The 14,778-nt window shown below is 66.1% G+C and carries 15 protein-coding genes; 7 read left to right on the plus strand and 8 right to left on the minus strand.

Features of this window, described 5'->3' with window-relative positions:
• Positions 1-103: 103 nt before the first annotated feature.
• From AB3X99_RS00700 to AB3X99_RS00725, 6 genes are all read left to right on the plus strand, one after another.
• On the plus strand, positions 104-799 hold the full coding sequence (locus AB3X99_RS00700; RefSeq protein ID WP_368615908.1) for a DUF2889 domain-containing protein: 696 nt from the start codon (positions 104-106) through the stop codon (positions 797-799).
• A gap of 50 nt (positions 800-849) precedes the next feature.
• Entirely contained in the window at positions 850-2,016 is a 1,167-nt protein-coding gene (sucC, locus tag AB3X99_RS00705; protein ID WP_321930262.1) for an ADP-forming succinate--CoA ligase subunit beta, read from the plus strand.
• A 97-nt stretch (positions 2,017-2,113) separates the two neighbouring features.
• Positions 2,114-2,995, plus strand: a complete 882-nt coding sequence (sucD, locus tag AB3X99_RS00710; protein ID WP_069262862.1) for a succinate--CoA ligase subunit alpha — start codon at positions 2,114-2,116, stop codon at positions 2,993-2,995.
• A gap of 187 nt (positions 2,996-3,182) precedes the next feature.
• A complete protein-coding gene (locus tag AB3X99_RS00715; RefSeq protein WP_069262861.1) occupies positions 3,183-3,905 on the plus strand; it encodes a TerC family protein in 723 nt (240 codons plus the stop codon).
• Positions 3,906-4,031: 126 nt separating this feature from the next.
• A complete protein-coding gene (locus AB3X99_RS00720; RefSeq protein WP_342948440.1) occupies positions 4,032-4,643 on the plus strand; it encodes a pilin in 612 nt (203 codons plus the stop codon).
• A 144-nt stretch (positions 4,644-4,787) separates the two neighbouring features.
• Positions 4,788-6,602, plus strand: coding sequence for a PglL family O-oligosaccharyltransferase (locus AB3X99_RS00725; protein ID WP_368615909.1), 1,815 nt, complete (start codon positions 4,788-4,790; stop codon positions 6,600-6,602).
• Positions 6,603-6,657: 55 nt separating this feature from the next.
• Here the strand turns inward: AB3X99_RS00725 and AB3X99_RS00730 are convergent, their stop codons facing one another.
• The gene (locus AB3X99_RS00730; protein ID WP_368615910.1) at positions 6,658-7,008 is read right to left on the minus strand and encodes a nucleotide pyrophosphohydrolase; all 351 of its coding nucleotides are present in this window, start codon (positions 7,006-7,008) and stop codon (positions 6,658-6,660) included.
• A gap of 4 nt (positions 7,009-7,012) precedes the next feature.
• Positions 7,013-7,492 (minus strand): cyclic pyranopterin monophosphate synthase MoaC, encoded by a 480-nt coding sequence (moaC, locus tag AB3X99_RS00735; RefSeq protein WP_368615911.1) that lies wholly within the window; start codon positions 7,490-7,492, stop codon positions 7,013-7,015.
• Positions 7,493-7,674: 182 nt separating this feature from the next.
• Between moaC and AB3X99_RS00740 the strand changes: the two genes are divergently transcribed.
• Complete coding sequence (locus AB3X99_RS00740; RefSeq protein WP_368615912.1) at positions 7,675-9,480, plus strand: M48 family metalloprotease; 1,806 nt, start codon at positions 7,675-7,677, stop codon at positions 9,478-9,480.
• An 8-nt stretch (positions 9,481-9,488) separates the two neighbouring features.
• Here the strand turns inward: AB3X99_RS00740 and AB3X99_RS00745 are convergent, their stop codons facing one another.
• The 6 genes from AB3X99_RS00745 to AB3X99_RS00770 form a co-directional block, all read right to left on the minus strand.
• Complete coding sequence (locus tag AB3X99_RS00745) at positions 9,489-10,124, minus strand: DUF2946 family protein (protein ID WP_069262855.1); 636 nt, start codon at positions 10,122-10,124, stop codon at positions 9,489-9,491.
• Positions 10,117-11,187 carry a YheT family hydrolase gene (locus AB3X99_RS00750; protein WP_368605576.1) on the minus strand — a complete coding sequence of 357 codons (1,071 nt, stop codon included), beginning with the start codon at positions 11,185-11,187 and terminating at the stop codon, positions 10,117-10,119. The genes AB3X99_RS00745 and AB3X99_RS00750 overlap by 8 nt, the downstream gene beginning before the upstream one ends.
• A 27-nt stretch (positions 11,188-11,214) precedes the next feature.
• Entirely contained in the window at positions 11,215-11,661 is a 447-nt protein-coding gene (locus AB3X99_RS00755; RefSeq protein WP_069262853.1) for a nuclear transport factor 2 family protein, read from the minus strand.
• 311 nt (positions 11,662-11,972) lie between these two features.
• On the minus strand, positions 11,973-12,998 hold the full coding sequence (waaF, locus tag AB3X99_RS00760) for a lipopolysaccharide heptosyltransferase II (RefSeq protein WP_069262852.1): 1,026 nt from the start codon (positions 12,996-12,998) through the stop codon (positions 11,973-11,975).
• A 208-nt stretch (positions 12,999-13,206) separates the two neighbouring features.
• On the minus strand, positions 13,207-13,401 hold the full coding sequence (locus AB3X99_RS00765) for a zinc-finger domain-containing protein (protein WP_028205950.1): 195 nt from the start codon (positions 13,399-13,401) through the stop codon (positions 13,207-13,209).
• 59 nt (positions 13,402-13,460) lie between these two features.
• Positions 13,461-14,384, minus strand: a complete 924-nt coding sequence (locus tag AB3X99_RS00770; RefSeq protein ID WP_342948446.1) for a branched-chain amino acid transaminase — start codon at positions 14,382-14,384, stop codon at positions 13,461-13,463.
• Positions 14,385-14,778 lie beyond the last annotated feature (394 nt).

Genomic DNA, 14,778 nt, shown 5'->3' on the forward strand with positions numbered 1-14,778 from the left:
AATCCGCTCAGGCAAGTCCCCGCCCGGCCTGTGTGTTCGCGGCTGTCTCAAATACTCGGTATGTTAAAATCACGAGGTTTTCCAATCCGGTCTTACCTTTAGCATGCCGCTTTCTCCGCCCGTGCCCCGCCAGTTGCGCCATCAGCGCGCCATCCGGGCGGTTGCCTATGAGCGCGAAGACGGCCTGTGGGACATCGACGCGTGCCTGACCGACCACAAGCCACGCGACGTGCCGCTTGCCGCCGGTGTCCGGCCCAATGGTCTGCCGATCCATGAACTCTGGCTGCGTATTAAGATCGATCGCAAGCTCAATGTCGTCGACGCCGAAGCGTCGTCCGACTGGGTGCCTTACGACGGTCAGTGCCAGAACGCCAATCCCGCCTATCGGGCCCTTATCGGGCTCAATCTCCTCGACAATTTCCGCCGTGAAGCGGGCCGGCTCCTCGCCGGCACGGTCGGCTGCACACACCTCACAGAAATGTTGGGCGTTTTGCCGACCGCTGCGATCCAGGCGTTCGTCGGGGCAGTGTGGGACACATCGAATGGCTCGCCGGGTGAAGCGCCCGGACCGGAACTCGGCAAGACCGCCGGAGGCAACGAGGCCGCCGGTGAAAAGCCGCCCTTCCAGCTGGGCCGCTGCCACGCGCTGCGGTTCGACGGGGAGGCGGTGAAGCAGTTTTATCCGCGCTGGTATGGCCATGTGCCGCGTTCGATCGCACGCGGCGCGGAAACCCCCAGCGTGCGCGACAGCCGGAGCCCGGGCCAAGAGGGCAGGGCCGACGCCGTCTCGCATGAATAACAACAGCGGAATCGAAGTTCACTCCAACTCTCAGACTGAAGGAATCACGCATGAAGATTCACGAGTACCAGGGTAAGGAAATCCTGCGGAAATTCGGAGTCGCGGTCCCGCGCGGCATCCCGGTGTTTTCGGTGGATGACGCGGTCAAGGCCGCTCAAGAGCTGGGCGGTCCGGTTTGGGTCGTCAAGGCGCAGATCCACGCTGGCGGCCGCGGCAAGGGCGGTGGCGTGAAGGTTGCCAAGACGATCGAGCAGGTCCGCGAATACGCGAACCAGATCCTCGGCATGCAGCTCGTCACGCACCAGACCGGTCCGGAAGGCCAGAAGGTCAACCGTCTGCTGATCGAAGAAGGCGCCGACATCAAGCAGGAACTGTATGTCAGCCTCGTCGTCGATCGCGTGTCGCAAAAGATCGTTCTGATGGGTTCGAGCGAAGGCGGCATGGACATCGAAGAAGTCGCCGAAAAGCACCCGGAACTGATCCACAAGGTCATCGTCGAGCCGTCGACGGGTCTGCTCGACGCTCAGGCCGACGACCTCGCCGCGAAGATCGGCGTGCCGGCTGCTTCGATTCCGCAAGCCCGCGCCATCCTGCAAGGCCTGTACAAGGCATTCTGGGAAACCGACGCATCGCTGGCTGAAATCAACCCGCTGAACGTCTCCGGCGACGGCAAGGTCATCGCGCTCGACGCGAAGTTCAACTTCGACTCCAACGCACTGTCCCGTCATCCGGAAATCGTCGCTTACCGCGACCTGGACGAAGAAGATCCGGCTGAAATCGAAGCCTCGAAGTTCGACCTCGCGTACATCTCGCTCGACGGCAACATCGGCTGTCTGGTGAACGGCGCAGGCCTCGCCATGGCGACGATGGACACCATCAAGCTGTTCGGCGGCGAGCCGGCGAACTTCCTCGACGTGGGCGGTGGCGCCACGACCGAGAAGGTCACGGAAGCGTTCAAGCTCATGCTCAAGAACCCGGGCCTGAAGGCGATCCTCGTGAACATCTTCGGCGGCATCATGCGCTGCGACGTGATCGCGGAAGGCGTGATCGCTGGTTCGAAGGCCGTGAACCTGAACGTGCCGCTCGTCGTGCGCATGAAGGGCACGAACGAGGACCTCGGCAAGAAGATGCTGGCCGAATCGGGCCTGCCGATCATTTCGGCAGACAGCATGGAAGAAGCCGCGCAGAAGGTCGTCGCGGCTGCCGAAGGCAAGTAATTTTCACCGGACACGAATGGCGGCGTGCCGGCGCGAAATCCGCAACGCAAGGCGCGGATGACGCGACGCGCGGCGCCAAACGAAAAGAGGTCAATACATGTCGATTCTGATCAACAAAGACACCAAGGTCATCACGCAGGGCATCACCGGCAAGACCGGTCAGTTCCATACCCGCGCGTGCCGTGAGTACGCAAACGGCCGCGAAGCGTTCGTCGCTGGCGTGAACCCGAAGAAGGCCGGCGAAGATTTCGAAGGCATTCCTATCTACGCGAACGTGCGTGAAGCGAAGGACGCCACCGGCGCGACCGTTTCGGTCATCTACGTGCCGCCGGCAGGCGCTGCTGCTGCGATCTGGGAAGCCGTCGAGGCCGATCTCGATCTCGCGATCTGCATCACGGAAGGCATTCCCGTCCGCGACATGATCGAAGTCAAGGACCGTATGCGCCGCGAAGGCCGCAAGACGCTGCTCCTCGGCCCGAACTGCCCCGGCACGATCACGCCGGACGAGCTGAAGATCGGCATCATGCCGGGTCACATTCACCGCAAGGGCCGCATCGGCGTCGTGTCGCGTTCGGGCACGCTGACGTATGAAGCGGTTGCCCAGCTGACCGCGATCGGCCTCGGCCAGTCGTCGGCAGTCGGCATCGGCGGCGACCCGATCAACGGTCTGAAGCACATCGACGTCATGAAGATGTTCAACGACGATCCGGATACGGACGCCGTGATCATGATCGGCGAAATCGGCGGTCCGGACGAAGCGAACGCCGCTGAGTGGATCAAGGACAACATGAAGAAGCCGGTGGTTGGCTTCATCGCAGGCGTCACGGCGCCTCCGGGCAAGCGCATGGGCCACGCCGGCGCGCTGATCTCGGGCGGTGCGGATACGGCCGACGCGAAGCTGGAAATCATGGACGCGTGCGGCATCAAGGTGACGCGCAACCCGTCGGAAATGGGTCGTCTGCTGAAGGCGATGCTGTAAATTCGAAATGCGCCGCCACTCGTGCATCATGTATGCGCGGGCGGCCGGCGTTTTTTGATATGCTTGCGGAATCCTTTCACGAGGTTTCCGAACAAAGAGCGAGGGAGCCAGTCATGGCCTCCTCGCTTTTTTATTTGGCTCGCCGTATGAGCCGCCTATCCTGAGTCACGGCTGAGTCTTCGTCTCCATGCTCGAGTTTTTCGCGACGCTCCACTGGGGCGCTGTCATCCAGATCATCGTCATCGACATCCTGCTCGGCGGCGACAACGCCGTGGTGATCGCGCTCGCCTGCCGCGACCTGCCTTCGCAGCAGCGCATGCGCGGCATTCTGTGGGGCACCGCGGGCGCGATCGCGCTGCGCGTGGTGCTGATCGCCTTCGCCGTCGTGCTGCTCAACGTGCCGTTCCTCAAGTTCACAGGCGGCCTGCTGCTGCTGTGGATCGGCGTTCGGCTGCTCGCGCCCAGTCAACTCGAGCACGCCAACGTGAAGCCTGCCGAGAAGCTGATGGGCGCGATCAAGACGATCGTCGTTGCCGACGCGGTGATGAGCCTCGACAACGTGGTCGCGATTGCGGGCGCTGCCGAAGCGGCCGATCCGCGCCATCGCATCGCACTCGTGATCTTCGGGCTGATGGTGAGCATTCCGCTCATCGTGTGGGGCAGCCAACTCGTACTGAAATTGCTCGACCGCTACCCGGTGATCGTGACGCTCGGCGCCGCGCTGCTCGGCTGGATTGCGGGCGGGCTCATCGTCAACGATCCCGCCGGCGACCGCTGGCCGCTGCTCGATACGCCAGCGGCCGAATACGGCATGTGCGTGGCGGGGGCCGTGTTCGTCGTCGCGCTCGGCACCTGGCTTCGGCGCCGCAACGCGCAGCGCAGCGCGACGCAGGGGCCGCAGTCGCACTGAGCGCGCATGGCTGTGCCATAGTGCCTGGGCCATCTGGCCGACTGCTGCGCAGCACGGGCCGCCGATACGATCAAGACGCCTGTTCACGACTGTGAGCAGGCGTTTCTTGTTTCAGGAGCCCTGACGATGATCGTATCCGCACTTCCCATGAACCCGCAGCCGCCCAACGGCTGCGCGTGTTTTGCCAGACTCTCGCGCCTCGCGAGCATTGCCGGGCGCTGGACCGCGCGCGGCTTCACGCTGATCGAACTGATGATCGTGCTCGCGATCGTCGGTGTGATCGCGGCCTACGCCATTCCCGCGTACCAGGATTACCTCGCCCGCAGCCGCGTGGGCGAGGGCCTTTCGCTCGCGGCTTCCGCGCGCCTCGCCGTGGCGGAGAACGCCGCGAGCGGCAACGCGTTCGGCGCGGGCTACACGGTGCCGCCCGCCACGCGCAACGTGCAGTCGCTGCATATCGATGACACGACCGGTCAGATCACGGTCGCTTTCACTTCGCGCGTGGCGCCCGAGGGCAGCAACACCATCGTGCTCGTACCCTCGGTGCCCGACAACGCCGATGCGCCCACCGCGCGCGTCGTGCTCGCCCAGGGCAGTGTGCAGGGCGGCACGCTCACGTGGGAGTGCTTCGCAGCGGGCAAGACGGCTTCGTCTCTTGGCGCGCCGGGCACGGGCCCATCGCCCACGGACGCCGCAACGCTGGCGGGCAACCTCGCACCGCCGGAGTGCCGCGCATAAGGTTTGCGCATCGGTGCGGGGGCAACCGTGAGCGCTTTCAAGCCCACTCGCGCAGCGCACGCGGATGCGACCCGACCGGCCGCACCCGCACAGCGGGGGAAAAGTTTTGTATAGTGCCCCGTTGCTGAACGCCCCCGCCCAACCATGCCTTCCAATTTTGCGCGTTACCTTACGTTCGTCCCGCTGGCCCTCGCGTTGACGCTGCCCTATGCGGTCGTCAACCACACCTATCCGATTCCGACTTTCTACGCGGAATTCGTTGCACTGACACTTTATGTGCTGATGGGCGCCGCGACGTTGCTGCTCATTCGCCCGGCGCGCGCAGGCGAGGGCTTCGCATCGCCCACGGTCGCGCTCGTGCCGCTCTTCTTCGGTCTGTTGCTGATCGTGCAGACGTTCGCACTGCCGCTTGCCGAGCCTTCGATGAACTGGCTCGGCGCCGGTTATCTGCTCGCCGCGTTCCTCGCGACGCACGCGGGCTACACCATCACGCGCGCGCGCCTCATGCAATCGGCGCTCGTGTGGGCGGCTTTCGCGCTGCAGTTCGGCGGCCTCTTCGCCGTATTCACCCAGGTGATCCAGCTCTTTCACCTGGAGACGAAGGTCACGCCGCTCGTGGTGGCGTACAACATCACGGTCGATCGCCGGCCGTTCGGCAACATGGCGCAGGCCAATCACCTCGCCACCTATATCGCCTTTGCGATGGCGGGTGCGATGTACCTCGTCCTCACGCGGCGTTTGAACATCCTGCTGTGGGGCGTGCTGACCGTGATCTATTCGGGCGGTCTCGCGCTCACCGTGTCGCGCGGGCCGTGGCTGCAGATGGGCGTGATTTTCGTCGCGGGTCTGTGGATCGCGCTCACGGGCTGCCGCAGCGAAGGCGACGAGGGACGCGGTGCGGGTGCGGGCCGCAAGGCCGGCGGCGTGCGCGCCTGGGCCATCCCGTTCGTGCTCGTGCTGATCTTCTTCGGCATGAATGCATTCGTGCGCTGGGCCAACGTCCACTACGGCCTGGACCTTGCGCAGTCCGCCGCCGAGCGCATGAAGGACGCCAGCCAGATCGCGCCGCGCCTCGCACTGTGGCGCTACGGTTGGACGATGTTCAAGTCGCATCCGGTGCTAGGCGTCGGCTGGGGCGATTTCCCGGTGCACCAGTTCGAGCTGGCGCGCTCGCTTGGCGGCGTCGAGATCGCCAACAACGCGCACGACATCTTCCTCGACCTGCTCGCGAAGACCGGCCTCGTCGGTCTTGCCATCGTCGTGATCGGGCTCGTCGCGTGGTTCGTGCGCGGGCTGCGCGCGCCGCATACCGCCGAGCGCGTGTTCGGCTTCATGCTGATCGGCGTGCTCGTCATGCATGCGCTCGTCGAATATCCGCAGCAGTACATGTTCTTCCTGCTGCCGGCGATGTTCGTGTTCGGCCTGCTGGAGACGAAGCCGCTGCGTGTCGTGCCGCCGCGCGTCTCGCTCGGCGTGTATGCGGTGGTCGTGTTCGGCGGCGTCGCGGCGCTGTACCCGGTGCTGCGCGACTACAACCGCGCCGAGGTGCTGTATTACGGTCAGCACCCGGCGCGCGACTACGGCGACGATCCTTCGCGCCTGTTCGGCGCTTGGGGCGACTACGGTATGGCCACGCTGTTGCCGATGAACGCCGCGAGCCTGCCGAGCAAGCTTTACGCGCACCAGCGCGCCATCGCGCTGCTGCCCGGCGAAACGGTGCTGCGGCGCTACGCGGTCTTGCAGGCGCTGGATGGCGATACGGCGGGCGCTTTCGATACGGTGGAGCGTCTGCGCATTTTCGCCACGGAACTGCACGACTGGCAGACGCAACTCGCTTCGCTCTACGGCCTGCTCGACGAGCAGCCCACGCTCGCGGACTTCAAGGCGCAACTCGTCAAGAAGTACGGGACGCCGGCGAAATCGGTCGAACAGGACGACGAGGACGATTCGGACGATTGAGTCTCACAGCGCGCGCGTGAAGGGGCGGTGAGTCAGCTCGCCGCCGCTCCGGCAATCAAAGCTCGGAATATTTTGCGGCGCTGCCTTTTGCCTTCTCCACGGGATAGCGCTGTGCGTTCAGCTTGAGCTTTTCCGCCGCCGCTTCGACCAGATCGATCCCGGCGGTATGGGCGACCAGCAACAGGTAGATGAACACATCTGCGCATTCGTGCTTGAGATGCGTGAGCTGCGCGGGATCGGCGAGCTGTGCGTCGATCTGCGCGTCGGTCTTCCACTGGACCGTTTCCAGCAGCTCGCCAGCCTCGATGCTGGTGGAAACGATCAGGTTGCGCAAGGTGTGAAACTGCTCCCAGTCGCGCTCGTCACGGAAGGCCAGAACCTGCGCGAGCAGTTCGTCGAGCGTCATGGCGTCAGCGCTCCGCCACCCAATCTCCCGACTTGCCGCCGTGCTTTTCCAGCACGCGCACATCGGTGATCGTCATGCCCCGGTCCACGGCCTTGCACATGTCGTAGACGGTCAGCAGTCCGACCTGCACGGCGGTCAGCGCTTCCATCTCCACGCCCGTGCGGCCGAGCGTTTCCACCTGCGCCGTGCAGTGAACCCCGGGCATCGTTTCGTCGAGCACGAAATCCACTTTCACTCGCGTGATGGCGAGCGGGTGGCACAGCGGAATCAGATCCGAGGTGCGCTTCGCCCCCTGGATCGCGGCGATACGCGCAACGCCGATCACGTCACCTTTTTTCGCGTGGCCGTCGCGGATCAGCGCGAAGGTTTCCGGCAACATGCGGATCGTGCCGCTCGCGAGCGCGATGCGCTTCGTCTCTGCCTTGGCGCCGACATCGACCATATGGGCGTCGCCGGCTGCATCGAAATGCGTGAGTTCAGGCATGGTGGGTTCTTCCTTGAGGGGTACCTATCTTAACAGTGCGGCACGCCGCGCTTTCTACGCGTCTTGCCGTGCCGCAAGAGTTGTAAGGCGGGCTACAATCGATGGGTTGGCGCAAGCGCGCGGGCGGTCCGCACCGGGTGCGCCGCCGCGCCGGTGTTCCGCATTCCCCGATCCTGTCATCAATGCGTCTGAAACGGCTGCTTGCTGCATGGTTGTGCGCGTCGCTTACGGTTTCGCCGCAAGCGTACGCGCAGGCGTCGAATGCCGCCGTCCTCAAGCCCGGCGCGGCCCCGCCGTTGGCCGCGCAGCCGGCACCGGCCCCCTCCAGCCCGGCACCGAACGCGGCCAATGCGGCGCCCGCACTCGTCAGCGGCCCGTTCGACGACTCGGCGGACCCCGTCGTCCCCGCCTCGATCGCGCAGGGCGTGTTCGGCACTTACGGCGGCGCGCAGAGCCGCTTTTCGGCCCAGGGCCAGGCAGGCGCAGCTTCCTCGTCGTCGAGCGGCAATACCAGCGTGCGCGCCCCCGCCTGGGTGCCGCAACTGCCCGACCTCGGCGACGGCTCCGGCGGCGCGCTCACGCCGCAGGCCGAGCGCCGTATCGGCGAGCGCGTGATGCGCGAGATTCGCCGCGACCCCGACTATATCGGCGACTGGCTCGTGCGCGACTACCTCAATTCGGTGGCCGCGCGCCTCGCGGCGGCCGCCAGCGCGCAGTTCATCGGCGCCTATCGGCCCGACTTCGATCTGTTCGCGATCCGCGACGGCCAGATCAACGCCTTCTCGCTGCCGGGCGGCTTCATCGGCGTGAACTCGGGGCTCATCGTCGTCACCCAAACGGAGTCCGAACTCGCCTCCGTGCTCGGTCACGAAATGGGCCACGTCTTGCAGCGGCACATCGCACGCATGCTTTCGCAGAGCGAGCGCACGGGCCTGGCCGCGCTGGCCGGCGTGCTGTTCGGCATTCTCGCGGGCGTGCTCGCGCATAGCGGCGATCTCGGCGCCGGGATTGCGCTCGGCAGCCAGGCGTATGCCGTGGACAGCCAGTTGCGTTTCTCGCGCGCCGCGGAGCACGAGGCCGATCGCGTGGGCTTCCAGCTGCTTACGGGCGCGGGCTACGACCCGTGGGGCATGGTGGCGTTTTTCGAGCGGCTCGAGCGCGATTCGATGGAAGACACGGGCGTGCCGGCCTACGCGCGCACGCACCCGCTCACCGGCGAGCGCATCGCCGACATGCAGGATCGCGCGCGCCGCGCCGCTTACCGTCAGCCGCGCCAGGCGCCCGAGTACGGTTTCGTGCGCGCACGCGTGCGTGTGCTTCAGGACCGCACGCGCAACGAGTACATCGACGAGGTTTCGCGTCTGCGCTCAGAGCTCGAGGACCGCACGGCGCTCAACGTCGCCGCGAACTGGTATGGCATTGCCTACGCGCAGTTGCTGCTGGAGCGCTACGACGACGCCACGGCGTCGCTCGCGAACGCGCGCGCGGCGTTCGCGAAGTTCGAGGCCGCGGATGGCAGCAAGACGCGCAGCTCGCCGAGCCTCGACGTGCTCGCCGTGGATATCGCGCGCCGCTCAGGCCGCACCGACGACGCCGTGCGGCTGGCCGAGGCCGCGCACAAGGCGTGGCCAGGCTCCCACGCGGCTACCGATGCGCTGCTGCAGGCGCTGATCGCGGCGCGGCGCTTCAAGGAGGCGCAGACGCTCGCGCGCAGCGAAACCGAGGCCGAACCGCAGCAGGACGCCTGGTGGCTCTATCTGGCGCAGGCGAGCGCCGGACTCGGCGACGCGCTCACTCAGCATCGGGCGATGGCAGAGAAGCTGGCGCTCGACGGCGCGTGGCCCTCGGCTATCCGTCAGCTCAAGGAGGCGCGCGACATGAAATCGGTGGGCTACTACGATCTGTCGACGATCGAAGCTCGCCTGCACGACTTCGAGGCGCGCTACCAGCAGGAGCGCCAGGACGAGAAGGATGAGGGCCGCGGCTAAGTCGGGGCTCAGTCCGCGGATGCAGGCGGCGTGCCGCTCGCGCCGTGCCCCGCGGCCTGCGCTTCGCGCTCGGCGCGCGCCGGGCTCGCCACGAAGGCGAAGCGCGTGCTTACGTCGGCGCGCTTGACCGGCTGCAGCGGCAGCGCGGCGCCGGCGCGCCAGTGGAAGGTGCCGCTGTGGGCGTCGTCCGCGAGCGTGGCGTGGTCGGTGAAGAGGTCGAGGTCGTGGTCGTGCAGCAGCGCCGCGCGCGGCGGCGAACTCGCATCGGCGAAGATCACGCTGCCCGCTTCGTCGAGGTAGGCGGCCACGGGCTCGAACGCTTGACCGCCCTGATCGGTGAGCGTCAACGCGTCGTCGCCCTCGTGACCCGCGGCGAGACGCACGATCCACGGCGTGTATTCGAGTTCGACGTACACGCGCTGCGGCCCGTTCTGGAAGTACCACTGGCCGTGTTCATCGCGCTCGTAATTGCGGTTGATGAAGCCGAGCAGCGCTTCGTGGCGGATCGCGGTGCCGGGTGCGTTCTGCGCCTGGGCGGCCTCGTCGCGCATGCGCCAGTTGCCGCGTGCGTCGAGCAGCAGCCAGCCCGTGCAATGCGGGACGTTGGGCCAGCGCGCGAGCGCCTGTTTGACGATGTCATCCATGAGAGACGAAAGGCGAGAGATAAGCGAACACGCGCTGCGAAAGCCAGTCGCTGCGGCCAGGGAACGGTCCCGTCATGAAGCCGACGTGGCCGCCGTGCGCGGGCTGATCGAGCTCGACGGCGGCGCTCACTTCGTGGCGCGCGGGCAGCGCGCGGCCCGGCAGGAACGGATCGTTGCGCGCGTTCAGAATGAGCGTGGGGACGGCGATTTCGCCGAGCTTCGGGCGGATCGTCGCCTGCGTGTAGTAGTCGTGGGTGTCGCGAAAACCGTGCAGCGGCGCCGTCACGACATTGTCGAATTCGTACATCGTCCGGCTGGCGAGCACGGCTTGCGCGTCGAACAGGCCGGGGTACTGCTCGAGTTTCTGGAGCGCCTTCACTTTCAGCGTCTTCAGGAAGCTGCGCGTGTAGATCATGCCGAAACCCTGCGTCAGCATCTCGCTGCCTGCATGCACATCGAGCGGCGTGGAGATCGCCGCGGCGGCCGCGACGATCGCGGCATCTTCCCGACGCTGGGCAAGCCAGTGCAGCAGCACGTTGCCGCCGAGCGACACGCCCGCGACCACGAGCGGCCCCGCGTGGCGGGCAGCGAAGCGGCGCAGCACCCAGTCGACTTCGGCGGAATCGGCGAGATGGTAGAAGCGCGGCAGCAGGTTCAGCGGACCGCTGCAGCTGCGAAAGTGGGGGATCGCCGCATGCCAGCCGCGCGCCTGCGCGGCGGCAGCGAGCGCGCGCGCGTAGTGGGAGCTCGAGCCGCCTTCCAGGCCGTGGAACAGGACGAAAAGCGGGGCGTTGTGTGAATCCGCACCGGCACGCTTGCCGTCCAGCCAGTCCACTTCGATGAAGTCGCCATCCGGTGTGTCCCAGCGCTCGCGGCGGTAGGCTGGCGCGGGCAGGCGCGAGAACAGCGCCGGCACGATGGTCTGGATGTGCGCACCGGGCAGCCAGAACGGCGCGCGGTAGTCGTTGTCGTAGTGGGGGCCGAGCAGGGCGGTCTGGGCATCGAGCGCGGCCGCGACGCGGGCTGCGTCGCCGGGCCTGCTGGTGTCGTCGGTCGTACTCATCACTGCCCCCTGCTTTGCGCCCTTATGTCAGTGCAGCGCGCCCTGGCCGTGGCGCAATCTGGCCGAGAACTGGGTGGCTGCGTCGTCGGGCATGCGGCTCGCGTGAATGTGCGCAATGCGCCACTCGCCGCGCTCGTGAACCATCACGTAGGTCGTGAAGACCATGGTGGGAATCGCACTGGGATCGACCGGGCGGTGCGCCTCCACGATCGCGTAGACCACGGTGCCGAGGCTGTCGTACACACGGATGTCGAGCGGCTCGATCGACACCGGCGCCGCTTCGAGCTGTGCGGCGAGGCCAGCGCGGATGCTCGGCAGGCCGTGCAGATGCGCGCCTTCCGCCGTGATGCAGCTCACGAACTCTTCATCGATCCACAGACCCATCAAGCTGTCGATGTTGACTTCCGCGACGGCCTGGTAGTACGCGTTGAGGGTGTCCGCGGCGGCTTCGAAGATGTGGGCAAAACGTGGCATGGCTCGTTGGTCTTGTGCGCTCGGTGTCGCATTCGGCGTCTACCTGGGCGCGGGTTGGCGATTGATCGGTTGCGTCGTTGTGCGGCTGTCGCTGCGTGCCGCGCGTTTGCCGCGAGCATGCCGCTTTCGCGAGACAGGCCTGTGACGTGCTCCGATGCGGCGCATGGGTCCCTCCCGCGCCTCGTTGCCTCTATTGGGCGCGCGCAACGCGCATGGCGTCCGTTGCGTGGCGCACATCCATTTGTGTGCGCGATGTTTTCAGCGTGGCGGGCGGCACATAGCCGCCCAACGCTGCTGGCGATGCCTGTTGCTTATCGCTGCCCGAGCAGCATGCCGCGTAGATCGCCGAAAACCTGTTCCGGGCTCAGTTCACGCAGGCAGTTCAGATGCCCGAGCGGACACTCTCGCGCAAAGCAGGGACTACATTCGAGATGGAGCCATTGTACCTTTGCAAGCTCGGACAAGGGCGGCGTGTGGCGCGGATCCGTCGAACCGTACAGCGCGACGAGCGGCCGACGCAGCGCGGCGGCCACGTGCATCAGGCCCGAATCGTTGGTCACCACGGCGTTCGCGCGCGAGATCAGTGCGCACGCCTCGCCGAGCGCGGTCTGCCCGCACAGGTTGCGCACGTTCGGCGCGCGATCGGCAATCGCCTGGGCGAGCGGGGCGTCCTTCGGCGAGCCGAGCGCGACGATCTGCGTGTACGGGAACGACTGCCCCACCATCTTCGCGAGCGCCGCGAAATGCTCGGGCGGCCAGCGCTTGGCCGGGCCGTACTCGGCGCCGGGGCAGAACACGAGCAGCGGCACGCGCGTATCGAGATTGAAGCGCGCCGACACGCGCGACGCCTCGTTCGGGTCCGACTCGAGGCGCGGCATCGGCAGGTCGTCGGGCACGCTCGCGCCGGGCGCGTAGGCGAGCGCGGCGTAGTGGCTGACCATCGGCGGGCGCTCGTCCTTGGGCGGATTCGCATGGCGCACATTCAAGAGGCCGTAACGGTTCTCGCCCGTGTAGCCAATGCGCAGCCCGATATTGGCGAGCCACGGGATCAGTGCGGACTTGAGCGAATTGGGCAGCACATAGGCGGCGTCATAGCGTTCGGCGCGCAGATCGCCCGCCAGTTGCCAGCGGCGCAGCAGCTGCAGCTTGCCGTGGCCGAGGTCGGTGGCGTAGACGTCGCGGATCTCGGGCATGCGCTCGAGCACGGGCGCAACCCAGGTTGGCGCGAGCGCATCGATCTGAATGCGCGGGTGCAGTTTCACGAGCCGCGAAAAAAGCGGCTGCGCCATCAGTGCGTCACCGATCCAGTTCGGTGCGATTACCAGCGCGCGGCGCATCGGGAGTCAGGGTCCGGAGAGGGTAAAGGTTGCACGTGCGGCTTGCCCGCCTCGCGCCGGCTCGGGCCGGCATGGGGGCGGATTGGGCCGCGCGCGAAACACGGTTGGGAAAATGACGAGAAGCCGCGCGCCGGTGAACGGGCGGCGGCAGCACGTAAAACGCGCCGCCGCATGCAACGACAGCGCGCCGCGAGTGAGGCGAAACGCGTCAGTGGCCGTGGACGACCTCGCCCGCGCGCAGCTTGTAACGCGTGCTGCAGTACGGGCACTTCGCTTCGCCGTGCGTCACGTCGAGGAACACGCGCGGGTGGTTGCTCCAGCGCGGCATCGACGGATTCGGGCAGTAAGCGGGCAGATCCTTGGCCGAAAGTTCGACCAGCGGCATTTCCTTGATTTCGCTCATGAGGACGATTCTCTGTGTAGCTGTGGGGGCCAGGCGTTGGCGCGCCCGGACCTTTTGTCTTAGACCTTCGCGAGCCAGTGCGCGTACTTGTCGTTCTTGCCCGAAACGACGTCGAAGAAGGCCGATTGCAGCTTCTCCGTGACCGGGCCGCGCGAGCCGCTGCCGATGGTTCGGTTGTCGAGCTCGCGGATCGGCGTGACTTCGGCGGCGGTGCCCGTGAAGAACGCTTCGTCGCAGGTGTACACCTCGTCACGCGTGATGCGCTTTTCGATCACGGGAATGCCCATGTCGCGCGCGAGCGTGATGACCGTGTCGCGCGTGATGCCGTCGAGGCACGACGCGAGGTCCGGCGTGTACAGCTTGCCGTTGTTCACGAGGAAGAAGTTCTCGCCCGAGCCTTCCGAGACATAGCCGTCCACGTCGAGCAGGAGCGCTTCGTCGTAGCCGTCGGCGGTGGCTTCCTGGTTGGCGAGGATCGAGTTCACATACCAGCCCGAAGCCTTGGCGCGCACCATCGACACGTTCACGTGATGGCGCGTGAACGACGACGTCTTCACGCGGATGCCCCGGGCGAGGCCGTCTTCGCCGAGATAGGCGCCCCACGGCCATGCGGCGATGGCCACGTGGATGGTGTTGCCCTTGGCCGAAACGCCGAGCTTTTCCGAGCCGACCCAGATGATCGGGCGGATGTAGCACGACTCGAGCCTGTTCGCGCGCACGACTTCGAGCTGCGCGTCGGCGAGCGTCTTCGCGTCGAACGGCACGTCCATCTGGAAAATCTTGGCCGAGTTGAGCAGACGCCTGGTGTGCTCGGCGAGGCGGAAGATCGCGGTGCTGCCGTCGGCGGTCTGATAGGCGCGTACACCTTCGAAGACACCCATGCCGTAGTGCAGCGTGTGGGTCAGCACGTGAATGTTGGCGTCGCGCCAATCAATCAGCCTGCCGTCCATCCAGATCTTGCCGTCGCGGTCGGCCATTGACATACGAATCTCCAGACAAGTGCAGTAAATATCGGGCTTATATAGGGGTTTCGCCGCGCGCCGCGTGGCTGCGGTTGGCAAAGACGATTATTTTAGCGTCATTTGACGCCTTCCAGCGCGCCCGCGGGCGCTTGGGGCGGGGATTTCGGGCGATTTTAGGGTCGTTTCGCGCGTGTTCCGCATGAATATTTTTTTGGGTTTAGCCCATGCTGCATCGCAGCAAATCGCGCGAACGCCCGCCCGGCGAGCAGCGTCTGCCCAAATACGGGAGATTCGCCTGGACACGTCTCTGATCGTCCTGGCTATCAGCTAAAATACCGATCTCGCAATCGATGCCGGCTCGTGCCAGCGACGAGCAGCGACATGGAGCCGCGACCCGAAACAGCGTTCACACCGG

This window comes from Paraburkholderia sp. BR10882 (genome assembly GCF_040948855.1).
Classification (GTDB): Bacteria; Pseudomonadota; Gammaproteobacteria; order Burkholderiales; family Burkholderiaceae; genus Paraburkholderia; species Paraburkholderia nodosa_A.